This is a genomic window from Arthrobacter sp. BB-1, from assembly GCF_006151685.1.
In the GTDB taxonomy this organism is placed as follows: Bacteria; Actinomycetota; Actinomycetes; order Actinomycetales; family Micrococcaceae; genus Arthrobacter.
Genome location: NZ_VDEV01000015.1, coordinates 131,198 through 155,574, shown reverse-complemented (window position 1 = coordinate 155,574; position 24,377 = coordinate 131,198). Strand labels below are relative to the sequence as shown.

Here is a 24,377-nt window from a genome sequence, read left to right as displayed (position 1 = left end):
AAAGGCCAGACTGTGGGCCTCGCAGGCGCTGACAGAATCCTGAGCATTGTCGCGACGGTATTGTTCTCGTTCGCCCTCGGAATCCTGACAGTGGTGGTGCCAATATTGGCCATTGCTGTGGGCTACAGCGTGGTCGAAGTCGGAATGATGGTTGCACTCGCAGCAGTCTCGCAGTTGGCGACCCGGCTCTTCCTGGGCGCACTGATGCGCAGGGTTCCCGACAAAGCTCTCCTCGTGGGAGCAGCGCTCATGATTGCCGTCTCGTGCGCTCTGATCGCTGTCTCAGACGCATTGGCAATTTTCGTACTATCCCAGCTGGTCCAGGGCTCGGCTCGAGCCTTGTTCTGGACCAGCAGCCAGACGCACGCCGTCCGCATGTCGACCTCCTCTGTTAAGGGATTGACTGACGTGAATCTCGCCGCAGGGGTGGGGGCACTGCTGGGGCCTGCGCTTGCAGGTTATCTGTGGGAACTTTCAGCACCGTTGCCGCTGATCGTGGGTGCAGTGGCTGGATCGGCGGCCGTAATCCCTACAGCCCTTCTGACCAAGCTTCCTGTGTTTGCTCCCGAGCGTGCCACAGGCGGAATAATGGCGCGAGGCCTCTGGCGGCGGCCCGGTGTCGGTGCCGCCTGCTGGATGAACGCTGGAGCGGGCGCCTGGAAGAGCCTCTTGGACTCCTACGTTCCCATAGTGCTCTCTCTTGCCGGACAACCCGTCGCCGTCATCGGCATCCTGGTAGCCATACCCAATGCTGCCGTTCTGGTCGGAAGTGCATCGGCGAGCTGGCTGCGCAGGCGGGGAAACAGGATGTCCCTCCTCACAGGCCTCCTGGCCACGGGGGCGGGCCTGGCCGCGGCGGGGCCACTGGCCGGCGCCGCAGTTGCCGCCGCCGTCGCCCTTGTGGTTTCCGGCATTGGTACGGGGATCCTCCAGACCGTCGGGCCGGCGATAGCTGCAGATGAAGTGCACCCGGAGGAACGCGGGGATGCTCTCGCCCTGACTGGCACGGTGAGGGCGTCAGCGCTCTTCCTTACACCGTTTGTGATGGCCCTGCTGGTGAGTGTGGTCCCTGTTGCCGGAGCGCTGGTGACGGCAGGCGTCCTCGTGACCCTTCCGGCGGCTGGAGGTATTCGCAGAAAAGACCTTCCCAGCCACGCGGAACCAACAGAATCAGGTCCCTGCAGGACCCTCCGAAAAAATCAGCTTGAAGCTCGCGAGAAAAAGGTGCCCGATGACAACCGAAACGATTGACACCAGCGCTGCTGAGATTTCCCGGCTGAAATTGCTGCACGGACACGCAATTCCACGGCTTGGTCTGGGAACTTGGCCGTTGTTGGAGGACGAGTGTGAAGCTGCGGTGCGTTTGGCCTTGCAAAGCGGTTACCGGCTGGTCGACACAGCGTTCCAGTACAGAAACGAAGAAGCAGTCGGCCGGGGCATCCGTACCGCAGACGTCCCCCGATCCGAATTGTTCATTTCCAGCAAGTTTAACAAGGAGTCCCACAGCATAGATGGAGTGCAGCGGGCCTACGACGAGAGCCTTCGAAAGCTTGGCCTTGACTATTTGGACATGTTCATGTGCCACTGGCCAGTTCCGGCCCTGGGCAAGTACGTGGACGCGTGGAAGGGCCTCGTGAAGTTATTGGAGGAAGGCCGTGTAAAAGCCATCGGCGTTTCCAACTTCAAACCTGCCCACCTGAAGGAAATAACGGACGCCACGGGAGTAGTACCGGACGTAAACCAAATCCAGCTCAGCCCAGACCTGGCGCGGACGGAGCCGCGCGCTGTCCATAGGTTATTGGGAATAGTCACCGAAGCGTGGAGTCCCATCGGCCGGTCCTCCGGTCTGCGGGCGGACCCACTGATCGTCCAGATCGCTCAACGCTTGGCCAAGTCTCCAGCCCAAGTCCTGCTGCGGTGGCATGTCCAACAGGACCTCGTGCCGATCCCGCAAGCGTCCGACCCCCTGTGGCTCAAGGAAAACCTGTCCGTCTTCGACTTCTCGCTCAGCGCCGACGAAATGACTGCGATCCGGCGGTTGGACAGGGGCGAGGCGGCCGCGCGGGACTCTGACTCCCCCGAAAACGGCCATTGATTCCGCGGTGCCCTTCTCTTTTGAAAGAGAGGGGTTGACGAACCTCACATTTTGCGTCACTCTCTTGTTTACAGAAAGACTCTCTGCGATGCAGAGAAACTCGGCTGAAGGCCCAATGAAGGAGACCTTTCATGACAGACCAGACCAGCGTCATTCAGGACGTGCAGCGGGGCATGATCCCTGCACACATCTACAACGACAAGGAGATCTTCGAGCTCGAAAAAGAGCGTCTCTTTGGAAGAAGCTGGCTCTTCGTTGCCCACGAGTCGGAGGTGCCAGAAGCTGGCGACTACGTGGTGCGCCGGGTGCTGGAGGACTCGTTCATCATTTCCCGCGATGAAAAGGGTGAAATCCGCGCCCTCTTTAATATGTGTCTCCACCGCGGAATGCAGGTCTGCAGGGCCGAGATGGGAAACGCCTCACACTTCCGTTGCCCTTACCACGGCTGGTCCTACCGCAACGATGGACGCATTGTTGGCCTTCCGTTCCATAAGGAGGCCTACGGTGGCGAAGAGGGCTTTAAGAAAAAAGGGCAGAGCCTGCTTCCCGCTCCGTCTTTGGGCATATACAACGGTCTCATTTTCGTAAGTCTTGACCCCAACGCGGAGTCTCTCGAGGACTTCCTGGGTGATTTCAAGTTCTACATGGACTACTACACCAAGCAAAGCGCTGACGGCATTGAACTCCGCGGCCCGCAGCGGTGGCGGGTCAAAGCGAACTGGAAGATCGGCGCCGAAAACTTCGCCGGCGATATGTACCACACACCCCAGACGCACACGTCGGTGGTTGAAATTGGCCTCTTCCGCGAGCCGAAGGCCGAGAAGCGCAAGGACGGAACAACGTACTGGGCCGGCAACGGCGGTGGAACCACCTACAAGCTCCCCGAGGGGACACTGGAGGAACGGCTCCGATATGTCGGTTACCCCGACGACATGATCGCGCGCATGAAGGAGCAGTGGAGCCAGGAACAGCTCGATGTAGTGGGCAAGGACGGATTCATGGTGTCAGCCGCATCGGTCTTCCCAAACATGAGTTTCGTCCATAACTGGCCCCGCGTAGAAGAAGACTCCGACGAAGTTCTGCCGTTCATCTCCATCCGCCAATGGCAACCCATCAGCGAAGACGAGACCGAAATCGTTTCATGGTTCGCGGTGGACAAGAATGCGTCTGAGGAATTCAAGGCGCTTTCGTACAAGGCATACCTGATGTGCTTCGGTAGCGGCGGCATGTTCGAACAGGATGACGTTGAAAACTGGGTCTCTCTGACCAGCACTGCGGGCGGTCCAATGGCGCGGCGACTGTTGCTCAACAGCCGCATGGGCATGCTGGAGAACGGGCAGAACGTGGTTGAACCTTTGACGGCCGACCAGTATTCAGGGCCAGGTTCCACCCGGATCGGGTACAGCGAATACAACCAGCGTGAACTGCTGCGGCGGTGGGCTGACCACCTTGAACGGCCGATGGAGAAAGCGGCCCAGCTCCACGTCGGCACCGATCCGATTCAGTCACCCTCCGCTGGCGGAGCGGACCCCTCACGGGCTTCGACCGGAAGTACCGCCATCCCAGCTGCCAAGATCATGTCAAAGGAGGCCTAGCCATGAGTATTGAAGCTGACCGCAACGGCAAGACCCTTTCCGAGCAATCCGTCCTGGGCGGTCACGCCCCCCGCACACAAAGAACAGGCGAATCCCTTCCGTTCGATGATGCCCTCCACCTTCAGGCGCACCGCTGGCTGGTTGATGAAGCTTATCTCCTGGACGCCCAGGACTATGACGCTTGGATGTCACGAATCGCTGAAGACGTGCACTATCTCATGCCCGTCCGGGTCACTACCGCGCTCGGGGCCGGTTACAGCACGTCCCCCGGGATGGCCCATCTCGATGAGAACAGATACTCGCTCAGCCGCCGGGTAGCGCGTTTCGCGACCGAGCATGCCTGGACAGAAGACCCTCCCTCACGATTACGGCACTACGTCACGAACGTTCGAACGTTCCGCACGGACAATCCGGACGAAATCATCGTGGATTCGGCAGTGCTGCTCTTCCGGAGCCGGGGGGATGTGCGTGAAGCCGCCACGGTGTCCGCCGGCCGGGAAGACCTTCTGCGTCGTACCGGAACAGGATGGGAACTCGCCCGCCGGACGATCATGGTGGACGAGTCGGTTATCCGGATGCAGAATCTGGCTATATTCCTATGAAAATCGGATGGGAAGGCGAGGAAGAAGACCGCCTTGCCGCCATTCGCGCGGCAGAGGAACGTGTCCGGCTGGAAGCGCACATCACCGGAAGTCCGATCGTCATTGCCAATGAGTTTTCCGAAGTGCACATCAGCAGGGTGGAGACACGCAATGGTTCCCGGTTGATGATCGCCTCCCCGCGCTCCGGCCAGTGGGTCTCTTTGTGCCCCTTGGAACTGGAAGCGCTGACCTGGCAGGCGCCGGCAACGTTCTCCGCCATGATTGGAAACCCCTTTGGTCCGCTCATCACCGAAGATGAACAGCCAGCCCAACTCAAGAAGAACAACACTTAGGCAAAGGAGCTTGATCATGCCCGTCGTAAAAGCAGACTTAGAAGCCTGCCAAGGGTACGCCAACTGCGTTGTCGGGGCGACCGACTACTTTGACCTGGATGATGACGGGATCGTAGTCCTTCTCAAGACTGAAGTGCCCGAGACTGACCGAGCCCGCGTCGTCGAGGCAGCCCGCAGCTGCCCCGTTTCCGCACTGATAGTGGAGGACTAATTGGATACAGCAACTGTCATCGTCGGTTCCTCCATCGGGGGCGTGCGCACGGCACAGTCCCTACGCCTGGAGGGATATGAAGGACGCATCGTCCTAGTCGGTGAAGAAACAGAACTGCCCTACGACAAACCACCCTTGTCCAAGGCCGTCCTGGCGGGTACAGCGACCGAAGCCTCCGCCTGCTTGCTGAACCGCGACCAGGCGCAAGAACTGGGAATAGAGCTCGAGCTTGGACATGCCGCTGCCGGGATCGACGTCGCAGGAAACCTGCTCCAACTGCAGGGGGGTGAAGCTCTGCGCTTCGATAACCTGGTCATAGCCACAGGCGCCTTTGCCCGGCCCTCCCCCTGGGGACACCGGCCCGGAATCCATGTTCTTCGTACCCTCGACGACGCCCGCAGCCTTCGCGCAGATCTTGCAAAGGGCGGACAGCTGGCCGTCATCGGCGCGGGCTTCATCGGTGCAGAAGCCGCGGCGACAGCACGAGGGCTCGGTCTGGAAGTAACGGTCATTGACCCCCTCCCCGTCCCCATGAGCCGGATCTTCAATGCTGAAGTCGGCCAATGGTTCGGAGACCTTCACCGCAGCAACGGCGTGACGACGATCTTTGGTACCGGGGTCGAGGCCATCGACGGCGAACAAGGCTCCTTCACCCTGCGGCTCACCAACGGACAGAATCTGCAAGCGGCCACAGTCCTGGTCGGAATTGGCGCTGTTCCCAACGACGCCTGGCTCAGTTCTTCGGGTCTCCTCGTGGACAACGGATTGGTGCTCGACGAATACTGCCGTACGGTCGACGCCCCCCATATTTACGGAGTCGGGGACGTTGCACGGTGGCGGCACCAAAAACACGGAGCAGATATCCGGATCGAGCACTGGACGAACGCCGTCGAGCAGGCCGCCTGCGTAGCTTACAACATCACCCATCCGGAGAACCCCCGCGCCTACACCCCGGTCGAATACGTCTGGAGCGACCAACACGATTGGAAGATTCAAGTAGTAGGCCGGGTGGGTGGAAACGCTGAACACGTGATCATCGGGCATCCGGAAGTTCACGGCCGATTTGCAGCACTCTACACGATCGACGGTATCAACTTGAGCGGTGCAGCAATCGTTAACTGGCCTAAGGCCCTTTTGGCATGTCGGCGCGGCATGGGCACAGGAATAACGGTTCAAGAACTACGGGAAAAACTAGAACCGATGCTGGACCCCCAGCCACTGGCGGCATCATGATGGGACAAACTCAGCCGCCCGTGGCACACGCAGCGGAAAGGGAAGCCTTGGCATTGGCCTGCCGCGTGCTGGCGCACCGCGGCCTGGCAGACGGAATCCTTGGCCATATCAGCCTTCGAATGAGCGAGAACAGCCTGCTGGTGAGATGCAGGGGTCCCCAGGAGCGAGGACTGGCATTCACCGAGGCCAGCGACATCCGGTTGGTGGACCTCGACGGCAACCCCGCAGCTGAGGGCGAGCTGGAGGGAGGCTACGCCGTCCCGAACGAACTTCCGCTTCACACCGAACTGTTACGACAACGCAGTGACATTAACGCGGTCGTCCACGCGCACCCGCCGCGGGTTGTCGCTGCGGACCTTGCAGGGCTTGGCGTCCGTCCGATTGTCGGAGCCTTCGATATTCCCGGCACCCGCCTGGCAGCAGGCGGGGTACCCGTATACCCGCGAGGAGTACTGGTCAGGAACCGCCAGCTGGCGGCGGAAATGCTCACCGCCATGGGTGACCGTCCTGTAGTGCTGCTTCGCGGCCATGGGCTGACCAGCGCCGCCGGGAGTGTGGAGCAAGCAGTGCTCCAGGCGATCAGCGTAGACACGCTTGCAGGGTTATCACTGCAAGTAACGGCAGCCGGGGGAGGGCTCCAGGACCTTCCCGACTCGGACATGGCTGAACTTCCGGACCTTGGTGGATCGTTCAACACCCAGACGGCCTGGAGACACGAAATCGCGCGACTGAAGGCCACGGGGTGAAGCTATCCAGCACGGGAAAACAGACACCCACAGCGTTGCTGAGTACGATATCAGGCATGCAGTCTACAGATACGGACACCGAGTCCAAGTACGGTCCACCCCCGCAGTACCGTATCGAATCTGTTGACAATGCCTTGCGCCTTCTCCTGTTATTCGAGACACAGCCCAGTATCCGGTTGACAGATGCAAGTAACTATCTCGGCGTCGCATCCTCAACGGCGCACCGGCTTATGGGAATGTTGCTCTACCGAGGCTTCGTGCGGCAAAACCCGGCCACCCGCGCCTATGAACCAGGCCAGGCGCTCAGTTCGATCGCCTTCGCCATCAGACGCCAAGTGGACATCAGGACCCTGGCTCGTCCCGTACTCGAACAGCTCTTCCAAAAAACACGGGAGACAGTCCACTTCGCCAGGCTCGAGCGAACAGACACCCAATTCATCGATGCCATCGAAAGCTCAAGGGCCGTGCGAGTGGGGTCCCGGCAGGGCGTCACATTGCCGGCCAACTGCACTGCCACAGGAAAAGCAATGCTGAGCAGGCTCACCCAGGATCAGTTACGGGCCCTGTACCCGAATAAGGAACTCCCACGGTTGACCGCAAATTCAATCACGTCGCGGGTTGACCTTGAAACCGAACTCAGCGAAATCCGACGCATTGGTTACGCGACAAGCAGGGAAGAAAGCGAAGACGGCGTCACTTCGGTCGCCGTAGCGATTGCGGGGCCGAGTGGCACGCTTTACGGAATAAACGTTTCGGTGCCCGCCCACCGAATGTCCGACCAGTTGCGAGCCGAACTCGGAGAAATGCTTCGCACCTCCGCTGAAGACCTTCAAGGACTGCTGCTATAGCCTCACAGAACTCGCAGTGGCGCCTTTGGCTCCTCACTCGTTGACAGGATCGCTCTCCTTGCCCTCCGTAGCGCGAGGGGGATCTGTCTACTGGGCCCACCGAAGACCGTACAGGGTCACTACCGGATGAGTCTCGCGCAGACCCAAGCCGCCCTTGCATGAGTTGCAGGCCGTCTGCGGCACCGACCACACATGCTCTCCTTTGCGTGCAGATTGGCCGCCGTGTGCAACTAACTGATTCCCAAAGGAACTCTTGTGGACAGTGCAAGGGCGATAACCAGCTTAGTTAGAGCACACCCTAACCTGACGTTGTCTTCGGAAAATCCCTTGGATTGAGTTCCAACACTTCCGGCTGGGCACGAAGTGGCAGCGTACTTCAGGGCCAACTGAGTCGGGTTGCCGGGAGGCCGCGCTGCGAGTAACTGCTGGTGTCAAAGCATTCAGAGTGTCAGCAGGGGATCCGCTCGTGTCCGTCATGGTCCCGCACTCCCCCGGAATTTTCAATTTCCCCTCCTGCTCCTAGCCAGCACGGAGTCCCTTAAAGCAGACATAAGTGTGGACAGTGTCCACACCCCCTTTGGCAGGACAAACAGCGCACCCCAGCTCCCGTGTGGGCAGGGAGGCAGGGTTCAGGTGCGGGTCCGCACCAAAATAGGGAAGTCATGTTGTAACCCCAGCCCGGATCCATGAACAGGTGTAGGCCACCCAAGGCCCACCTAACAAAACCGGAACGAGGAGGCCGCTAGAACCCCTCAACAGCAGGCGGAGGCCCACCAGCCAGGTCTTGAACCCGCCACCCGACACACCTGAACAGGCCACCGCGGCAGCCAAGCCACAGCCCGCGACCAACTCGTCAGATGACGCGACCACAAGCTTTGTCAACACGTCAAAGCAAAATCGCCCCTGACGAGGGAATCTGTCGTGCCCGAGGTGGGACTCGAACTACATTCCCACCCGCGCAAACTCTGGGAAGTCGCGAAAACATGCGGAATCCGGAGCGGTTCGAAGGCCATCTGGCCCAGTACGAGGCGAAATCTGTGAACATTGTCCACACCCCCTTTCGTGGCGCTGGGCGACTACTACCGGGGCACCAAATGCCTGGAAATCTCGGCGGCAGCGTCCAGCAAGTCGATACTGCCCGCGGAGACACCGACGACGAGGTCGAAGCCTTCATCCGTGGTGAAGTCATGCCGGGAACCATTGATCCACAACAGCAGCACCATGAGCGTCCACGCCGTCCGTTTGTTGCCATCGATGAGTGGATGGAACCGGGCGACCGACTCCAACAAGGCTGCCGCCTTCACCGCGAGCTTCGGATAAGCTTCCGCGCCCATTACAGTGGTCGCCGGCCTGGCCAATGCTGAGGCCAGCAATCCGACGTCGCGGATATGGAAGCCGTATCGATCAACTATCTGAAGTGCATCCTCGATGTCCAGGTACGCTGTCACGCGTCTTCAAGGCGCTTCAGCAGATCAGCGTCATGACTCATAACAAAATCAAGACCTGCGCTGATTTCACGTCGGCGCGCGTGGCGCTGCAGAACCAACTCGGCTCCCTGCAACAGAAGCGCGGACTTGGACGTATGTTCCTCGGCAGCCAACTTCTCCAGCCGCCGATCGAGGTCTTCAGGAACACGAAGATTCATAGCCATACGGTCATGGTACCAAACCGGTACCCTCACCTGACTAGTGGACCGGACATGGATACCCCCACCGCGCAGTGGGGCCAGCGTGTTCAGGACGTCCATCAGTGTCCGGGCCAGCTTGTCGACCCGCACACAACTACTATGTCGCCTTCCTCGGCGTACTCGAGGGTCCTTTTATCGGCCACCGCCTTGCTACCGGAAGTCACAACCGCGAAGACATCGCGCTACTGCAGACCCGTCGCGACCAGTTCATTCAGCTGCAGCCGGAAGTACTGACGCGGGTGTAACCCAGTGGCCTCACAAAGCAACTCTGACTCTAAAAGCCCCGATGTAGCTGCCGCGAGACGATTTACTGCGAGACGCCTTTACGAGACGGGCTATTCTGCCCACTCGCCCGGCCACCGCAGGCCCCACCGAGCGCCGGGTCAGTGTCTTGAAAAGCTGTTGTTTTGCAAGACACTGGCACCTGTCTCATAACTAACGATGAGTACTCGATTTTCGCCAGAAGGTTATGAAACATAGTTACGAGAATCGCGCTTGCCATCGCGTGCCCAAGATTCCGTAGAAGACCTGTGTCTGTGCAGGCCAGACGAGTAGTCGCTCGTTGTGACGTCTCGTTTCCCAAGGGTTTTGAGACAGTGGCGCGTCGCATTTTAGACACCTCCACCAGAAAGGTTTTGCGGGCGCGTCATACGGGATCCCAAGAACTTCCCGCCGAGGGCAGCTTGGAAGAGCGCCGCAGCTGGCCACCGAACTCAAGCGCGCAGGTACATCCGAGTAAACAACAAGCTAAGGTGCAGTTGACAACACGATTGAGAGCGTTGCGCCGAAGATCTTGGGGGGGACTCAATATGGATGCTGGATCCTCGATGCGTAATCGGGCCTCTGAGCTTGCGCTTCGCGAGTTGGCACGTGTGGCCTACGCAACAATGCAAAACCCTCCACAGACCTATTGGGACCTGACCGACCCAGAGGATGAGCCACTGCTCAACGTCAGTTCAGGAGTAACTTCGGTACTCCTGAACTCGCCGCAGCATAAGGCTGCTGTCGACGCGTTGAACTCCGATAGCGATTTTGAACGGATGTGGTCAGCAGGTACTGACTTCGGAACCTTTTTCCGGTATCCAGGAGGTGGCTCTATTGTTCAACGAGAGACGTTGCCATCTAGCCTTATTATTCCGGCCCTTCGCCGAGCAAACATTGTGGCACCTTCCACTGAAGACGAGTTTTGCACATGGGTCTTAGAAAACCTTGCCGAGATGAAATGTGCAATTCGCGGTGAATCAGTGACGATTTACCTAGTTCACGGCCTGGCAGGACTAGCTGTTCCAGAAGGATTGCAAATTGCCACGCCATGGGGCGTCATTCGTGGGGTTCCAGTGGGAGCCGCCCAAGGAGCCAGACGAGGCCGAATCAACCCAACCACCGCAGTGTTGGTGGGAGAGCTCAAGACAACCGTATTAATGGGGCATGGCGATCAAAGCGAACTAATCCTGCAGGACGAGTTTCACGCCCATGAACATCAGGTTCGGCACCTGCTGCCGTTGGCATTTGCGTTGGCTTCCGAGGACGGCCGTGTGCGTGCTCCGAGTCTGACATTCTCCACCCGCATCGTGCCGTTCCTTGGGGGATGGGGTTCGAGCGGCAGCCCGTTTGGGATTCCCAAGGAGGCTATCGAGATCCGCGAGCCTGACATTGAAGGGATTGTGCACTGGGCGAATGTCCTTGACGCGAACCACAATCCCAGCCTTGATATCGCAGCTCGTCGCCTGGTCTCGGCCATTAACGAGAGATATGACCCGGACGATCGCTTGGTCGACGCGGTGATCTGCTGGGAAAGCTTGGTCGGAACGAAGCTCGAAACAGTGAATCGAGTAACTTCTTCGCTCGCCATCCTTCTCGAAGAGAACGTTGAACTTAGGTCGAAGATGATGACGTCTCTTGGGAGTACATACTCGGTGCGGAGTCATCTCGTCCATGGCCAGAAGGTAAAGGACACAGATCGGCAGAAAGCCACGGAACATGCCGTAGACGTCGCGGTGAAAGCACTACGGGCAATTTACTCCGCAGGTGAACCCTGGGTTTCTGAAGCGAGCGACGTTCGTTCAAAGCGAATAGTGCTGGGGGAATGGGATACCAGAACGTCGATTCGTTGACCTGGCGCGGGGTTCGCGCGCCGGTCTCTGTTATCGATCCTTCCGAGACAGCTGAACCCCGGTCTCACAACCTCAGCGCCTAGAATCCCAAGGGTTACGAGACGGTTTACTGGCTCCAATCGGGGGACCTTCACTAAGTGATAAATCGGGCAGGTCATACGGGCTTCCCGACACCAGCCCTCACCGAGGCGAGAATCCGAGGGGTTACGCCCTTCCATCGACCGGCTAACGGGACGACTTGCGGGCGGGCCTCTTCCGAACAGACCACCGGGAGCAGGGGCTTCTTTTCATTGTCCTGGGTGTATGAATCCATGTTTCTGCACTAGGACGAGTAGCGCGATGAATGTAGCCTTGGCCCACCTTCTGAAAGGCAAATTTAGGGGGGAATAGAGTGGGCAGGTTCTTTGAAGGACCTTGGGTGCTAGGGCTGGTGTTCCTCATCGTATGCGTCATCATTGCCGTGGCACTTGTACTTTTCGTTGTTCGATTCACTAACAAGTCCAAGCGGGTAGAGAAGTCTTCCCGGCATGAGGAAAGATTCTAAGCCTTCTGTGATGGCTAATGATTGCTGTCGATGAGAGCTGGGCCTAACCGCGTTGAACAATGGTTCCATGAGTGATCAGCCTTTCGAGTCCAAGTACTCTTCCGACGACCCCTCCTGGGAGGCTCCTGATGCCGAATTGATTGCGGTCGCCAGAGAAAACGGTGTCACTCTGCAAGCCCTCCTCCTGGCCGCGCAAGATCATGCCCGCAAGCTAGATGAAGCTCTGCGAGCCATGGGTGAGTCAGGCATACCTCCACTCGCGATTGCGGCTGAGGCAGGCTTAGGTGAAGCGCATGTTTCGGCTGTACTCGCTGGCCGGACTACCCTCGACTTCCTTATGGAGCTCTCAAAAACGGACTAGCCAACGCGACAGGGCCGAGAGCGTGAATATGTTCTGTTTCGCTCAAGGTTCGGCTCCCCGTAATCGGACCGACGCCAAATAAGCGTGCTTAGGATGACCACATGAGCATCCCCGAAGATCCCGACGACCTCTGCAGAAACTGCCAGCGGGAATGCCGAGAAGGTACGCAGAATATAAACCAGTAACTTCGGATGCCCTGGTACCCCGACCAACTAACGTATGCGGATACGAGGAGCTCCTCAGATATTTCCAAGAGCGAGGTCAAACACTGCCACGCAAAGCAGAAAGCCTCGCCACTCTTGATCAAGCCATCAATGATGGTTTGCCGGCGGAGCTTGCCCGCCCCATCGGCATGTTCTACGGAGGTCTCCTCACGCACACTGTTCCCCGCGCCCACTGGGAAGTAGTCGTGGAGGGATATCCTCTGGTTCGTATCACCAGGAAGACTGCCGTCGACGTCGTCCGGGTCGCGTTACGGCGCCTGGCTACCCCGCTTCCCACCCTCGAACAGAATTATGCCCATGTCCTCGAACTCGTCAGGCAAGAACCGTAGAAGGTTCGGCTTAACCGACTGGTGACCCTGTACTGGTTGTTCGAACAGATGCGGGGTGTGCAGAGATGGGTTTTGTTAGGAGCCGATGGGCAAAGATTCGCCGTCTGATGCACAATGCATCGAAGACGGCGTGGGTCATTGCCGTGGCAATCCTTTTGTTCGGCGGGTACTGGCTGATCCGGAGCCTTAAGCTTGACGTCGATTCGGTGGCAGCAGTCGCTAGTGCACTGGCGGCCTTTGCCGCCTTCGGAGCGGCGCTCGAAAGTCGACGTACCGCAAAGGATTCGACTCGAGCCCTTGCCTTCGCGACCAAGCCTCAGCCGGTGATCGCGATGACCATCACCGCCGACAACGAGACTGGGTATTCAGCGGTGAAGGTCAGCGTTGAGAATCTGGCGGTCCACCCTCTACGCAGCGGGACACTCTCTTGGTTGCTCCGTGACGGCACGACAGGGGCGCTTCCCGTTGGTGAAGTTCGCGGTCGAACGTCTCCATCTGTGGGTATGTTCCACACTCCGGAAGGGATTGCGAGTTTCTCCCTCGCTGATCCTTTTGACGATTCCCTAGAGGGAGTCGACACGGTGACGTTGGATTATTTTGGCGAGGGTCCGCTCACGGGGTGGAGGCAAACGATCAGTGAAGAGTGGAAGCAAAACGACCAGTTGCGTTGGCGGCAGACAGGAACTGTCCCCCAGACCAGCCGCGTTCGAAGAGATCGAGCCGAAGTCGAGCTATAAGGCGGGCACAATCGAAGGTCCCGGCCGGTTTTCGAAAGAGTCCAAGAGCAAGACTGTGACTGATCGACGGCGTAGGCTCCCACTATGAAGCCTCGGGGAGTACTTCTGCTTGCAGTAACCGCGGGTGCCGCCGTGGCGGGATGTGCCCTCGTGGTCGGCAGCATGGCAGGCGCAGACCGAGCATGTCCAGCAATGGGCTGGGCGTTCGTGGGTGATGTAGAACTATCCTTCTCCACCCCGCCGGAATCGGTGTCAGCTTGTTTTGGCGAGGGCTGCACTCCTGAGCAGGTGACGAAAAGCGCGGACGGTAAATGGCTAGTGCCGCAATCCCCGCCCTACCTGACTCCGCCGGTCAGCGTTACCTCGATATATGTGGACGCCAGCACTACCTCCGGAAATCGCCTAACGAGTGCCCTGCCAATAGAAACGGAATCCACCGGCGAATACCCCTTCGGACGCGAGTGTGGTGGGCCTTTCAGATTCAAGCCAGTACAAGTGGTCCTCAGCTAACACTCATTGTCCGAAGAGGGTTCCCATCCAAACGCAGTGTCTCGAAACCTTGCTGCCTCGAAACTCTAGAGATTCGAGGTCCTGGGTTACGAGTCACGTTTGACTCGGGCTGCACGCAGCGTCGGGGGATCCCCCAGTGGACGTGAGTGAAGAAGGGCATCGTTCGCGGGTAGGCTTCGGGAAGCCTGAGTAATCACGAACATGGGGGAATCAATGCTTGGCCGGAGCCGATTCGGATGGAAATGCGGGACGTGCGGACAGCGGCATCAGGGGCTTGCGAGGGTTTTCGGGGCTCAAGCGCCGGATGTTTGGGTTCATGCGACCGCAACCGAACGCGAGGCCGGCGAACTAACCGACGATATGTGCGTGCTTGAAGTCGGAGGGGAACGGCATTACTTCCTTAGGGGGCACATTGAAATCCCTCTGATTGACGCCCCCGGTGAGGTCTTTAGTTGGTCTGCCTGGGTCTCCCTCAGCCACGAAAGTATGCAAAAGATTGCGGACGGCTGGGATGACCCAGCACGAGCCTCGATGCCCCCGGTGTTCGGTTGGCTCTGCAACGAGCTTCCCTATGACATGTCGACGACCTCACTTGCCACGCACGTACATAACAGGGAGCCAGGAGTGGTTCCCTACATAGACCTTGACCCGTCTATGAACCACCCTTTGGTTAGAGAACAATCGACGGGAATCTCGCTGCATCGGCTTGCCGAAATCAATAGAGCGGTAATGGGCTAGGTATCTCACCAGTACAGCTCCGGTGAGGGATGCCCTAACGGAGCCGGATCACAAACGGATCAAAGTCCTCTATTTCGCTGTGCCCACGAGGGCCAGCGAAGGATTGGGCCTCGCTTGATCAGCGATGGTAAGTCCCTGTCCAAGTCCCAGGATTTAAGGCCGATCTCTTCCCAGATTTCGAAGAGTTCGTCGGATCGATTGCCGTGCCTATACCTGGCTTCCTCGGGAAAGACCGGTAAGGCGTCGAGGAACACAACGTGCCGGCCACCCGCTAGCTGGAGTTCCGGAATCAGGTCATCGGGACGTTCGGTCAGCACCCATCCCGTAAATTGCCGTCCCTTTATCACTTTCCAATTGCCCGCGACAAAGACGCCGTGTTGAGGCACTGTGTTGCTTTTGAGGACGCTCAAAATCATGTTAGCGAACCCCTCTTTTACCGCGTCCGAACCAGTATTCACTCCCAGGAAGAGCTCAACGGCGTGCTTCCCTGCTCCCGGGCCATGACGGGTGGCGCCAGCCGACGCATAGAGGTGGACGCCCATCCGGCTCGCACCTTTGGGCCACTCGAAGACGCCCACCGACTCCCCAGAACGGGTACGCATCTCGTGGTGCTCCGGTTCGGAGCCGACCACGGCAACGTAGTGCTCGCGCAGCTCCTCAACCACCGACATGGTCCCCATGAGTCCCATCTAACCATCCCCTTAGGGATACCGACCCCGCCCACAAGTCCAGCTGGAGTGTCTCGAAACCTCTGTGCCTCAAAACGCTAGCGTTTCGAGACAACCGGGCAGCAGCGAAGCTGGCCTGACTGCCTCTTACACCTGCAGAGGGGGCCTCCGAAGGTGAAGATGTTGGGGCGCTGAAGTGCCGCCATTCATGGCAGTAAATCACTCCATCGCAGCCAGATTGAGCAGGCACATGATCAAAAGGTTTTATGTCCCGACCTGACATCAGGACTCACGCCCGCACTGCCGCCAACAAAGGAGATGTAAGTGTGGACACTGTCCACACCCTCTTTGGCAGGACAAAGTGCGGGGCGGGACTCTCGCGGGCAAGCCTAAGGCCGCCTTCCAGAGGGCGTCCTGTAGCGACATCGCCGGAGTCATGTTGTCCCCGCTCCCCCGGACCATGAATAGGTGTAAGCCACTACCGGCCTACTCGACAGAACCGGAACGAGGAACTGCATAACCCCACCCACAGCAGGCGGAAGGCCCCCAGCCAGGGACTTGAACCCGCCACGCCACACACCTGAATAGCTCCGCGGCGGCCAGGCCACAGCCCGCGAACCAGCCGTCAGAGCGACGCGACCACAAGCTTTGTCAACACGTCAAAGCAAAATCGCCTCTGACGAGGGAATATGCTGTGCCCGAGGTGGGACTCGAACTACATTCCAGTCCTTGCGAACGCTGGGAACCCGCGAAATCATACGGAATCCGGGCCAGTCCGGAGGCTGTTTGGCACAGTCCGAGACAAAAAGTGTGGACATTGTCCACACCCCTTTCGGGAGGGCTGGAAGACTACCGGAGCACCAGGTGCCAGCGAAACCGGGGCAGTCACCTCCTTAACTGAGTCTCGATCCCACGAGTCGTTGAAGTATCCACCCCGGTCACCCCTGCTGTACCGGAAAATCGAAGACGAGAACGCCGTTTGACTTCAGGTGTGGGCCCACGAACTGCTTGAATTCGTGGTGCGCGGGGTCGTAGAAGTCAGGATCCATGACCAGCGGCTCGCCCAGGTAGTAGTTTCTGTCTCCTTCGGAGCTGAAGGTGACGATGAAGCCGTGCTCGAGGTCGCGGTGAAGGCCTTCCGGGCTGTTCTGGGGACCGGACTCGATGCTGAGGATGTACTCCTTCCCTTGTCTGGTGGATGTCCGCAGGGCATGAAACCGGTCTTCGACCTCCTGACGCTGGGCCGGGGTTGTCGCCTCCCGGTACTGGAAGAGCAGAATGTGCTTGATCAGCCCCGGTCGGTAATCCGAGGCAGTGATAACGGCCTCGTTCAACGGCTCTTGGGCCGGTGCTTCAGTTAATTGCTCCGCCACCTCCGACAGGCGCCCGGCCTCGGGCGGGTCCTGCGCGGTCCCCTCGCCCTGCGTCCGCATACTCCGGTCCTTCCCGTCCGGCTATGCCGCGTGCTGCACGGCGAACTCGTGTCGGCCGGAGCCGACCTCCTTCGGCTCCTGGCCCGGAAGCTCAATCCGGGCCGTCGTCCCGGTGGGAACCTCGACGACGACGGTTAGTCCCCCGCCGTCTGCGTTCCGCCACTCCACCGACGCCATCCCGTATGGGGTCTCGTGACGTGCCGAGGCCCAGGTGAGGCCACCGCCGGGCTCCGGGCGGACAAGGATCTTCCGGTAGCCGGGCTCAAGTGGGGCCAAGCCCGCAACAACACGATGCATCCAGTCGGCCACGGCGCCGAGGGCGTAGTGGTTGAAGGAGGTCATCTCGCCCGGGTTGACGGTGCCGTCCGGCAGCATCGAGTCCCAGCGCTCCCAGATGGTCGTGCCGCCCTGCTCCACCGCGTAGAGCCAGGAGGGGCATTCCTTCTCGAGCAGCAGGGCGTAGGCGGCGTCCACCTCGCCAGCCAGGGTGAGCGCGTCCGAGACGACGGGCGTACCGGCGAAGCCGGTGCCGATCCTGTTCCCGTTCTCCCGCACCAGCTCGGCGAGCCGGTCCCCGCCCTTCCGCTGGGTCTCGTCGTCGGGGAACAGCCCGAAGACGATGGCCAGTGCATAGGCGGTCTGGGCATCGCTTTCCATGGTCCCGTCGGCTTTGATGTACTCGCGGGCGAAGGCATCGGCGACGGTCCGGGAGAGCTCGAGATAATGCAGTTCTTCATCGGACTTACCCAGCACGGCGGCGGCCTTCGCCAGGTGCCGGGCGGACCAGGCGAAGTAGGCAGTAGCCACCAGGTGCGGGTCGGTCATCGCTTGGGTCGGGTCCTCCGGCGGGGCCGTCGGGTCCAGCCAGTCGCCGAGCTGGTAGCTGCCGTTCCAGAGGCGGCTCTCGCCGGCGAGCCGGTCGAGAAGGTCCACCCAGGCCTTGGCGCTCTCATACTGGTCGGCCAGGATCTTTGGGTCGTTGAACCGCTCGTGCAAGGTCCACGGCGTGAGCACCGCGACGTCGCCCCAGACCGCGCCGGGGCGGATAGGAGTCCAGTGGCTGCCGCCCGGGATCACCGGCACGTACCAAGGCACCGTGCCGTCCGGCAGCTGCTCGGCGGCGACGTCCTTCAGCCAGGAGGAGAGCATGCCGGAGCAGTCATAGAGGAAGCTCGCGGTGGGCGCGAAGACTTGGATGTCCCCGGTCCACCCGAGGCGCTCGTCGCGCTGCGGACAGTCCGTGGGGATGTCCACGAAGTTGCCCTTCATGCTCCACAGCACGTTGTCGTGGAGACGGTTCAGGTCCGGGTTGGAGCACTCGAACCAGCCAGTGCGCTCCATGTCCGTGTGGTACACGCGGGCCACAACATTCTGGGCGACGTCGCCGCCGGTCCAGCCGTCGATCTCGGCGTAGCGGAAGCCGTGGACCGTGAAGCGCGGCTCCCAGGTTTCCTCCCCTCCCCCGGCGAGGGTGTAGACGTCCGTCGCATCTGCCCCGCGCAGTGGTCGGGTGTAGAGTTCGCCTTCCTGCAGCACCTCGGCGTGGCGGAGGGTAACCGAGGAGCCGGCCTCGCCCTGCACGGTGATCCGGAGCCGGCCGACGAGATTCTGTCCGAAGTCGATCAGCGTCTTTCCGGAGGGCGAGATCCAGACGCTGACCGGGCGGACCTCACCGGTGCAGCGCACCGGCGGCCCTTCCGGCGCCACCAGGGTTGCGGGGTCGCGCTCGACGGCTACGACGGACTGCCAGCCGCCGTCGTAGAACCCAGCGCTGCTCCAGCCCGCAGGGAACTCCCGCGCGTCGTATTTCTCGCCCTTGTACAGGCTCGCCTCGAGGATCGGGCCGAAGGACGCCTTCCAGCTCTCGTCGGTTCCGACGACGGTGGTGGAGCCGTCGTCGTGCGTGATGTGCAGCTGGGCCAGCAGGGCGGCCTGGTCCCCGTAAAGGTTGGGGTAGCCGCCGTGGAAGCCGATGCGGCCGCGGTACCAGCCGTCGGCGAGCCATGCGCCGATTGCGTTTTCGCCGTTCGCGAGGTGCTCGGTGACGTCGTAGGTGTAGTAGCGCAGCCGCTTGTTGTAGACGGTCCAGCCCGGGGAGAGGGTGTCGTCGCCGACCCGTTGGCCGTTGATCTCCACCTCGTAGAGGCCGTGGGCGGTGACGTACAGGCGGGCGGTGGCCACTGGACGGGAGAGGGAGAAGCCCTTGCGCAGCAGCGGAGGCCGGCGCTCCGCCTCGGGGTCCTCGTCCCAGGTGGGTGCGACGGCGGCGGCGGTCCAGTCGGAGGGGTCCAGCAGCCCGGTCTCGACGGCCGAGGCGGGGCTCCACTCGCTCGGCCCCTCGGAGCCGGTGCCCCAGACGCGGACGCTGACCTCGGCGCGCTGGCCGGAGCCGAGCGGAGCGGCCGGCCACGGCACCAGCACTGACTCCTCAGAGTCAATTCGCTCGCTGGTCTGGGTGCCCGCGGCCGTGGTCACGGTGATCTGGTAGGCCGTCTGGGTCCAGCCCGGCTCGGCGCTGGTCTTCCAGGAGACGCGAGGGGTGGCGGTGCCGACGCCGAGGGGCTGCGGCAGGTGTTCGAAGGTTGCCGGATGAACGGTGGCAGGCATGGCTGAAGCTCCTAGGTAGGTAGGGGCCGCGTCAGCGCGGCAGGATAGAGCAGAGACAGGACGAGGAACGTGCGGTCAGGAGGTGAGGACGTCCTCGATGAGGGCCTCGGCCTCGGCGCGCCGGGCCTCGGGGACATCCAGGACGTCGAGCAGTCGGGACGCGTGCTCTTCCTTGTGCGGAACGAGCTTCTCCTTTAGGTGCCACTGGTCCTTGACGAGCTTGCGCTCCTTGAGGATTGCAGCGATGGGCTTGAACAGGGTGTCCTCGCGCATCAGCTCGGCGAGGGTCAGCTCCTCGGCGTGGTTGCGGATGGCCGGCGGCTCAAAGGGCACACTCCAGCTGTGGCGCCCGTGGCGGACGACGGTGGCCTCGTCGGCCCCGGGGAGCCAGACCTGGGCCTCAACGCCCACCGGGATCTCGGCGTGGAGGGAGAACGTCCCGCCCTGCTCGGTCCAGGAGACGCTGATCTTTCCGTAGGGCGAGAGGTGCGTTGCGGACGCCGAGCTGAGGTTGCCGCCTGGCAGGGGCTGGATGCGCACCCGCCGGTAGCCGGGGGCGGCGGGTGCCAGGCCGGCGATGGTGCGGTGCATCCAGTCGGCGACGGCGCCGAGCGCGTAGTGGTTGAACGAGGTCATCTGCCCGGGGTTGATGGTGCCGTCGGGCAGCATGCTGTCCCAGCGCTCCCAGATCGTCGTGGCGCCCATGGTTACGGGGTAGAGCCAGGAGGGGTTACCCTTCTCCAGCAGCATCCGGTAGGCCAGCTGCGGGAAGCCTGCGACGGTTAGAGCGTCCAGGATCAGTGGCGTGCCGACGAAGCCGGTGCTCACCCTGAAGCCGGCGGTGCGGACCAGGTCGGCCAGGCGCTTCCCGGCGTGCCGACTCTGCTGCTCCCGGTCCAGCAGGTCCCAGACGAGGGCGAGGGCGTAGACCGTCTGGCAGTCGCTGAGCACGCGCCCGGCGCCCGTGACGTACTCGTGCCGGAACGCCTGTAGGCTCGCATCCGCCAAGTCCTGATAGTGCTTGGCGTCGCTGTCGTAGCGCAGCAGCGCGGCGGTCTTGGAGAGCACCTGGGCCGAGCGGACCAGGTAGGCCGTGGCGACGACGTCCGGGTCAGCCTGAGCCGCTGCCGGATCGTCCGGTGGAGCGGTGGGGTCGAGCCAGTCGCCGAACTGGAAGCCGCCCTCCCAGAGGTGGTTCTCACCGGCGAGCTCCACGATCCGGTCTACCCACGCCTTCGCCGAGGGGTACTGCTGGCGCAGCACCTCGACGTCTCCGAAGCGCTCGTGGAGCACCCAGGGGACGAGGGTCGCCGCGTCGCCCCATGCCGTCGTGGCCGGTAGATCGGGACTGCGCATGATGTCGGGGATGACAAAAGGGACGGTGCCGTCCGCGTACTGGTCGACGGCGAGGTCCTTCAGCCAGGAGGAGAGGAAGCCGCTGGTGTCGAACAGGAAGCTCGCGGTGGGCGAGAAGACCTGGATGTCCCCGGTCCAGCCTAAGCGCTCATCGCGCTGGGGGCAGTCGGTGGGGACGTCGAGGAAGTTACCGCGCATGCCCCAAATGACGTTCTCGTGCAGTTGGTTCAGGTTCGGGTTGGAGCATTCGAACCAGCCGGTCCGCTTGAGGTCCGAGCCGATGACGACCGCCGTGACGTCGTCAGGGGAAAGGTCGTTCAGTCCGTCGACTTGCGCGTAGCGGAAGCCGTGGAAGGTGAACTGAGGCTCCATGATCTCTTCGGGGGTCCCCGCGAGGAGGTAGCTGTCGGTGGCCTTGGCGTGGCGTAATGGTCTCAGGCCCAGCTCGCCGTGCTCGAGGACCTCGGCGTGCCTGACCGTCACCTCGTGGCCGGGCGCCTGGCCGCGGACGGTGAGGCGGACCCAGCCCACGAGGTTCTGGCCGAAGTCCACCAGGAGCTTCCCGGACGGAGAGCGGAAGACGTTCGTCGCCGGCTGCTCGCCGGTGACCCTCACCGGCGGCCCGTCCGGGGCGACGAGGACGGAAAGGTCGTCGTCGAGCACGTCCACCGGCTCGCAGTCCCTGCCGTCGTTGCCTGGGGCGTCGTTGCCGATCCGCAGGTCGGTGCGCTGGCCGTTGTAGATGTCGTCGCTCAGGATGTTGCTCTCCGCGACCTGCCACGAGGCATCGGTGCCGATCACCTCGGTGCTGCCGTCCTCGTAGCGCAACTCCAGCTGGGCGAGCAGGGCCAGGCGGCTGCCGTAGCTGTCCCGCTTCATGTCCCACATCAGGTTCCCGCGGTACCAGCCATTGCCCAGCACGGCCTGCAGGGCGTTGCCGCCCTCGCGGAGCAGCTGCGTGACGTCGTGCGTCTGGTAGCGAAGCCGATGGTGGTAGCTGGTCCAGCCGGGCGCGAGGACCTCGTCGCCGACCCGCTGCCCGTTGATCGAGAACATGTAGCTGCCCTTGGCCGTGACGTAGAGCCGTGCTGAGGCCAGGTCGGGGCCGACCTGCGCCTGGCTGAAGAGCAGTGGAGCGGGGGCGTCGAGCCCGCCGAAGGTTCGGGGCGTGATGAAGCGGGCGGTCCAGTCGGAGGGGTCGAGCAGGCCGATCTCGACGGCGGCGGGTTCGCTGAACTCGGTCCAGCTGCCGGCCGAGGAGAGCCGGACCCGGACGCTGGCCCTGGCGCGGGATTGCAGGGCCTCGAAGGGCCACGGGACCAGCACCTGCTCGGCGGAGTCCACCCGCTGGGTGTGCACCTCCCCGCGGTCGTCGGTGAGCTCGACCTCATAAGTCTCCTGGGCCCACTCCGGGTCCTCGCTCAGGATGGACCAGGATAGGCGGGGGGCCGCCGCCCCCAGGCCGGGGACCCCGGCGTCGTGCTCGACGCGGACAGCACCGTCAACGCGTGCTTCAGGCATGCGGTTCTCTCGTTTCTCGCTCGGTCTGGTTTAAGGCTCGGTTAGGTTCGATGAGTTGCTCAGGTTCTCGGGTCAGCCCTTGACCGCGCCAGCCGTCATGCCGGCGACGATCTGGCGGTTGAAGAAGAGGTACATGATGAAGGGCGGGACGGTGATAAGCAGGATGTTCATGAAGAGCAGGTTGTAGGCGGTGGTGAACTGGCTCTGGAAGTTGAACAGGGTCAGCTGGACGGTGGCGTTGGCGTCGCCGGGGAGGAAGTACAGCGGGTTCTGGAAGTCGTTGAACACGTGCACGGCCTGGACCACGATCACGGTGACGATGACCGAGCGCAGCAGCGGGAAGATCACCCGGAAGAACAGCCGCACCGGCCCGCACCCGTCGATGACGGCCGCCTCGTCCAGCTCCCTGGGGATGGTGGAGATGAAGGCGCGGAACAGCAGGATGCAGAAGGAGAGGCTGAAGGCGACCTCGATCAGGATCAGGCCCGGGAGGGTCTTGAACAGGCCCATGGCCTGCAGGACCCAGATCGTGGGGACCACGGCCGGTGGGATGATCAAACCGGAGAGGATGAGGAAATTGATCATTGGGTTCCAGCGGCTGCGCCGTCGCTGGAGGACCCAGGCGACCATGGCGGAGAGGATGACCATGATGGCCACGCTCGCCACAGTCAGCACGGTGGAGTTGATGAAGGCGGTGACCAGCATGAAGTTCCGGGCAGAAAGGACCTGCTGAAAATTCTCCACGAAGGCGATCTCGGTGGGCCAGGAGAACTCCAGGCGGTTGGCCTCGCGGCGGTCCTTCATGGCGGTGAGGACCATGAAGACCAACGGGACGATGAATACGACGACGGTGAGGGTTATGGCGAGGATGCCCAGCCCGTAGCGTTTGAGGGAGGCGGTCACTGTTCGACCTCCTTGCGGTTCAGGAACACGGACAGCGGCACGACGATCGCGGTGACGATGAGAAAGAGCACGACGTTGCCGGCGGTGGAGAGGCCGTAGAACCCGGCCTGGTACTGCTTGTAGATCACCGAGGCGATGACGTCGGAAGTGAAGCCGGGCCCACCGCGGGTCATGGCCCAGATCAGATCGAAGGAGCGCAGGCCGCCGATAAGGGAGAGGATGATTACCGTCGCGGTGGCCGGGCGGGCCAGCGGCAGGGTGATGTTCCAGAAGCTCTTGAAGGAGCTGGCGCCGTCCACCTTGGCCGCCTCAAAGTACTCAGACGGGATGGAGACGATGCCGGCGATGTAGATCACGGTGGCCAGGCCCACGCCCTTCCACACGTCCACGAACGCCACCGACAGCAAGGCCAGGCTCGGGTCGGTCAGCCATCTGGGGCCGTCGACGCCGAAGACGGCCAGGGCCTCATTGATCAGGCCCCGGCTCGGGTCCATTAGGACGGTGAAGACGATGCCGACGCCGATGCTGCTGAGGAGCACGGGGAAGAATATCACCGAGCGCAGGTAGCCGCGGGCGATGATCTGGGAGGTCAGCAGCACGCCGAGGAGCATGCCGAGGACGACCTTGAGACCAGAGGTCACGACGCCGTAGATGAAGGTGTTGGTCAGGCCCTTGACCAGGGCCGGCTCCTGGAAGAACTGGACGAAGTTGTCCAGGCCGATCCAGGTGGCCTCGGTCAGATTCCAGCGGGTAAAGCTGTAGTAGAACGAGGCGAAGGTCGGGATGAGGAAGAGGACGGTGTAGATGATCGCGGCCGGCAGGTAGAACCAGTACGGGTACGGGGACTTGCCCTTGCCGCGCTTAGGAGCGACCGTGTTTCGCGAGCGGGCGGCCGGCGGTGCGGTCGCTGCGGTGTTGACTGTCATGAGTGTCTCCAAGGGGAGCCGTCCGGGCCGGGTGCCCGGCCCGGACGGCCTAGTCCT

General features: G+C 61.6%; 22 protein-coding genes. 14 read left to right on the top strand and 8 right to left on the bottom strand.

Annotation, left to right across the window (positions count from 1 at the left end):
• Nucleotides 1-12 precede the first annotated feature (12 nt).
• The 9 genes from FHJ30_RS09200 to FHJ30_RS09160 all read left to right on the top strand — a co-directional run bounded on the left by FHJ30_RS09200 (nt 13) and on the right by FHJ30_RS09160 (nt 7,662).
• The gene (locus FHJ30_RS09200; protein WP_139028998.1) at nt 13-1,251 is read left to right on the top strand and encodes an MFS transporter; all 1,239 of its coding nucleotides are present in this window, start codon (nt 13-15) and stop codon (nt 1,249-1,251) included.
• Nucleotides 1,232-2,095 carry an aldo/keto reductase gene (locus FHJ30_RS09195; RefSeq protein WP_139028997.1) on the top strand — a complete coding sequence of 288 codons (864 nt, stop codon included), beginning with the start codon at nt 1,232-1,234 and terminating at the stop codon, nt 2,093-2,095. Before FHJ30_RS09200 ends, FHJ30_RS09195 begins: the two co-directional genes overlap by 20 nt.
• Before the next feature lie 131 nt (nt 2,096-2,226).
• On the top strand, nt 2,227-3,690 hold the full coding sequence (locus FHJ30_RS09190; protein WP_139028996.1) for a Rieske 2Fe-2S domain-containing protein: 1,464 nt from the start codon (nt 2,227-2,229) through the stop codon (nt 3,688-3,690).
• 2 nt (nt 3,691-3,692) lie between these two features.
• On the top strand, nt 3,693-4,292 hold the full coding sequence (locus FHJ30_RS09185; RefSeq protein WP_139028995.1) for a 3-phenylpropionate/cinnamic acid dioxygenase subunit beta: 600 nt from the start codon (nt 3,693-3,695) through the stop codon (nt 4,290-4,292).
• A complete protein-coding gene (locus FHJ30_RS09180; protein ID WP_139028994.1) occupies nt 4,289-4,624 on the top strand; it encodes a hypothetical protein in 336 nt (111 codons plus the stop codon). The genes FHJ30_RS09185 and FHJ30_RS09180 overlap by 4 nt, the downstream gene beginning before the upstream one ends.
• A 16-nt stretch (nt 4,625-4,640) precedes the next feature.
• Nucleotides 4,641-4,835: a ferredoxin gene (locus FHJ30_RS09175; RefSeq protein ID WP_139028993.1), complete on the top strand. Its 195-nt coding sequence runs from the start codon at nt 4,641-4,643 to the stop codon at nt 4,833-4,835.
• Nucleotides 4,836-6,068: an NAD(P)/FAD-dependent oxidoreductase gene (locus FHJ30_RS09170; RefSeq protein ID WP_139028992.1), complete on the top strand. Its 1,233-nt coding sequence runs from the start codon at nt 4,836-4,838 to the stop codon at nt 6,066-6,068.
• On the top strand, nt 6,065-6,814 hold the full coding sequence (locus FHJ30_RS09165; protein ID WP_205677044.1) for a class II aldolase/adducin family protein: 750 nt from the start codon (nt 6,065-6,067) through the stop codon (nt 6,812-6,814). The genes FHJ30_RS09170 and FHJ30_RS09165 overlap by 4 nt, the downstream gene beginning before the upstream one ends.
• A gap of 56 nt (nt 6,815-6,870) precedes the next feature.
• The gene (locus FHJ30_RS09160; RefSeq protein WP_139028991.1) at nt 6,871-7,662 is read left to right on the top strand and encodes an IclR family transcriptional regulator; all 792 of its coding nucleotides are present in this window, start codon (nt 6,871-6,873) and stop codon (nt 7,660-7,662) included.
• Between the two features lie 1,079 nt (nt 7,663-8,741).
• On the opposite strand, the gene FHJ30_RS09155 is transcribed toward FHJ30_RS09160, so the two are convergent.
• The gene (locus FHJ30_RS09155) at nt 8,742-9,110 is read right to left on the bottom strand and encodes a type II toxin-antitoxin system death-on-curing family toxin (protein WP_139028990.1); all 369 of its coding nucleotides are present in this window, start codon (nt 9,108-9,110) and stop codon (nt 8,742-8,744) included.
• Complete coding sequence (locus tag FHJ30_RS09150; RefSeq protein ID WP_229666519.1) at nt 9,107-9,313, bottom strand: ribbon-helix-helix protein, CopG family; 207 nt, start codon at nt 9,311-9,313, stop codon at nt 9,107-9,109. The genes FHJ30_RS09155 and FHJ30_RS09150 overlap by 4 nt, the downstream gene beginning before the upstream one ends.
• A 632-nt stretch (nt 9,314-9,945) precedes the next feature.
• On the opposite strand from FHJ30_RS09150, the gene FHJ30_RS09145 reads away from it, so the two are divergent.
• The 5 genes from FHJ30_RS09145 (at nt 9,946) to FHJ30_RS21990 (ending at nt 14,906) form a co-directional block, all read left to right on the top strand.
• Nucleotides 9,946-11,463, top strand: coding sequence for a HEPN domain-containing protein (locus FHJ30_RS09145; RefSeq protein ID WP_139028989.1), 1,518 nt, complete (start codon nt 9,946-9,948; stop codon nt 11,461-11,463).
• A 611-nt stretch (nt 11,464-12,074) separates the two neighbouring features.
• Nucleotides 12,075-12,368: a hypothetical protein gene (locus tag FHJ30_RS09140; protein ID WP_139028988.1), complete on the top strand. Its 294-nt coding sequence runs from the start codon at nt 12,075-12,077 to the stop codon at nt 12,366-12,368.
• 151 nt (nt 12,369-12,519) lie between these two features.
• Entirely contained in the window at nt 12,520-12,921 is a 402-nt protein-coding gene (locus tag FHJ30_RS21995; RefSeq protein ID WP_373683130.1) for a DUF6278 family protein, read from the top strand.
• A 107-nt stretch (nt 12,922-13,028) separates the two neighbouring features.
• Nucleotides 13,029-13,658: a hypothetical protein gene (locus FHJ30_RS09135; protein ID WP_139028987.1), complete on the top strand. Its 630-nt coding sequence runs from the start codon at nt 13,029-13,031 to the stop codon at nt 13,656-13,658.
• A 711-nt stretch (nt 13,659-14,369) separates the two neighbouring features.
• Entirely contained in the window at nt 14,370-14,906 is a 537-nt protein-coding gene (locus tag FHJ30_RS21990; RefSeq protein ID WP_139028986.1) for a DUF2199 domain-containing protein, read from the top strand.
• Between the two features lie 59 nt (nt 14,907-14,965).
• Here FHJ30_RS21990 and FHJ30_RS09125 read toward each other — a convergent pair whose 3' ends face one another.
• The 6 genes from FHJ30_RS09125 to FHJ30_RS09100 all read right to left on the bottom strand — a co-directional run bounded on the left by FHJ30_RS09125 (nt 14,966) and on the right by FHJ30_RS09100 (nt 24,320).
• The gene (locus tag FHJ30_RS09125) at nt 14,966-15,595 is read right to left on the bottom strand and encodes a suppressor of fused domain protein (RefSeq protein WP_139028985.1); all 630 of its coding nucleotides are present in this window, start codon (nt 15,593-15,595) and stop codon (nt 14,966-14,968) included.
• Between the two features lie 917 nt (nt 15,596-16,512).
• The gene (locus tag FHJ30_RS09120) at nt 16,513-17,007 is read right to left on the bottom strand and encodes a Dabb family protein (RefSeq protein ID WP_139028984.1); all 495 of its coding nucleotides are present in this window, start codon (nt 17,005-17,007) and stop codon (nt 16,513-16,515) included.
• A gap of 21 nt (nt 17,008-17,028) precedes the next feature.
• Nucleotides 17,029-19,614: a glycoside hydrolase family 78 protein gene (locus FHJ30_RS09115; RefSeq protein WP_139028983.1), complete on the bottom strand. Its 2,586-nt coding sequence runs from the start codon at nt 19,612-19,614 to the stop codon at nt 17,029-17,031.
• A 75-nt stretch (nt 19,615-19,689) separates the two neighbouring features.
• Nucleotides 19,690-22,491 carry a glycoside hydrolase family 78 protein gene (locus FHJ30_RS09110; RefSeq protein WP_139028982.1) on the bottom strand — a complete coding sequence of 934 codons (2,802 nt, stop codon included), beginning with the start codon at nt 22,489-22,491 and terminating at the stop codon, nt 19,690-19,692.
• A gap of 72 nt (nt 22,492-22,563) precedes the next feature.
• On the bottom strand, nt 22,564-23,394 hold the full coding sequence (locus FHJ30_RS09105; protein WP_139028981.1) for a carbohydrate ABC transporter permease: 831 nt from the start codon (nt 23,392-23,394) through the stop codon (nt 22,564-22,566).
• Nucleotides 23,391-24,320, bottom strand: a complete 930-nt coding sequence (locus FHJ30_RS09100) for a carbohydrate ABC transporter permease (protein ID WP_139028980.1) — start codon at nt 24,318-24,320, stop codon at nt 23,391-23,393. Before FHJ30_RS09100 ends, FHJ30_RS09105 begins: the two co-directional genes overlap by 4 nt.
• Nucleotides 24,321-24,377: the final 57 nt, after the last annotated feature.

What these genes read in the sequence shown, in the direction of transcription:
- FHJ30_RS09195 (WP_139028997.1), top strand. Translation starts at nt 1,232, where the DNA reads ATGACAACCGAAACGATTGACACCAGCGCTGCTGAGATTTCCCGGCTG.
- FHJ30_RS09190 (WP_139028996.1), top strand. Translation starts at nt 2,227, where the DNA reads ATGACAGACCAGACCAGCGTCATTCAGGACGTGCAGCGGGGCATGATC.
- FHJ30_RS09185 (WP_139028995.1), top strand. Translation starts at nt 3,693, where the DNA reads ATGAGTATTGAAGCTGACCGCAACGGCAAGACCCTTTCCGAGCAATCC.
- FHJ30_RS09180 (WP_139028994.1), top strand. Translation starts at nt 4,289, where the DNA reads ATGAAAATCGGATGGGAAGGCGAGGAAGAAGACCGCCTTGCCGCCATT.
- FHJ30_RS09175 (WP_139028993.1), top strand. Translation starts at nt 4,641, where the DNA reads ATGCCCGTCGTAAAAGCAGACTTAGAAGCCTGCCAAGGGTACGCCAAC.
- FHJ30_RS09165 (WP_205677044.1), top strand. Translation starts at nt 6,065, where the DNA reads ATGATGGGACAAACTCAGCCGCCCGTGGCACACGCAGCGGAAAGGGAA.
- FHJ30_RS09160 (WP_139028991.1), top strand. Translation starts at nt 6,871, where the DNA reads ATGCAGTCTACAGATACGGACACCGAGTCCAAGTACGGTCCACCCCCG.
- FHJ30_RS09150 (WP_229666519.1), bottom strand. Translation starts at nt 9,313, where the DNA reads ATGGCTATGAATCTTCGTGTTCCTGAAGACCTCGATCGGCGGCTGGAG.
- FHJ30_RS09140 (WP_139028988.1), top strand. Translation starts at nt 12,075, where the DNA reads ATGAGTGATCAGCCTTTCGAGTCCAAGTACTCTTCCGACGACCCCTCC.
- FHJ30_RS21995 (WP_373683130.1), top strand. Translation starts at nt 12,520, where the DNA reads ATGCCGAGAAGGTACGCAGAATATAAACCAGTAACTTCGGATGCCCTG.
- FHJ30_RS09135 (WP_139028987.1), top strand. Translation starts at nt 13,029, where the DNA reads ATGCACAATGCATCGAAGACGGCGTGGGTCATTGCCGTGGCAATCCTT.
- FHJ30_RS21990 (WP_139028986.1), top strand. Translation starts at nt 14,370, where the DNA reads ATGGGGGAATCAATGCTTGGCCGGAGCCGATTCGGATGGAAATGCGGG.
- FHJ30_RS09125 (WP_139028985.1), bottom strand. Translation starts at nt 15,595, where the DNA reads ATGGGACTCATGGGGACCATGTCGGTGGTTGAGGAGCTGCGCGAGCAC.
- FHJ30_RS09120 (WP_139028984.1), bottom strand. Translation starts at nt 17,007, where the DNA reads ATGCGGACGCAGGGCGAGGGGACCGCGCAGGACCCGCCCGAGGCCGGG.
- FHJ30_RS09115 (WP_139028983.1), bottom strand. Translation starts at nt 19,614, where the DNA reads ATGCCTGCCACCGTTCATCCGGCAACCTTCGAACACCTGCCGCAGCCC.
- FHJ30_RS09110 (WP_139028982.1), bottom strand. Translation starts at nt 22,491, where the DNA reads ATGCCTGAAGCACGCGTTGACGGTGCTGTCCGCGTCGAGCACGACGCC.
- FHJ30_RS09100 (WP_139028980.1), bottom strand. Translation starts at nt 24,320, where the DNA reads ATGACAGTCAACACCGCAGCGACCGCACCGCCGGCCGCCCGCTCGCGA.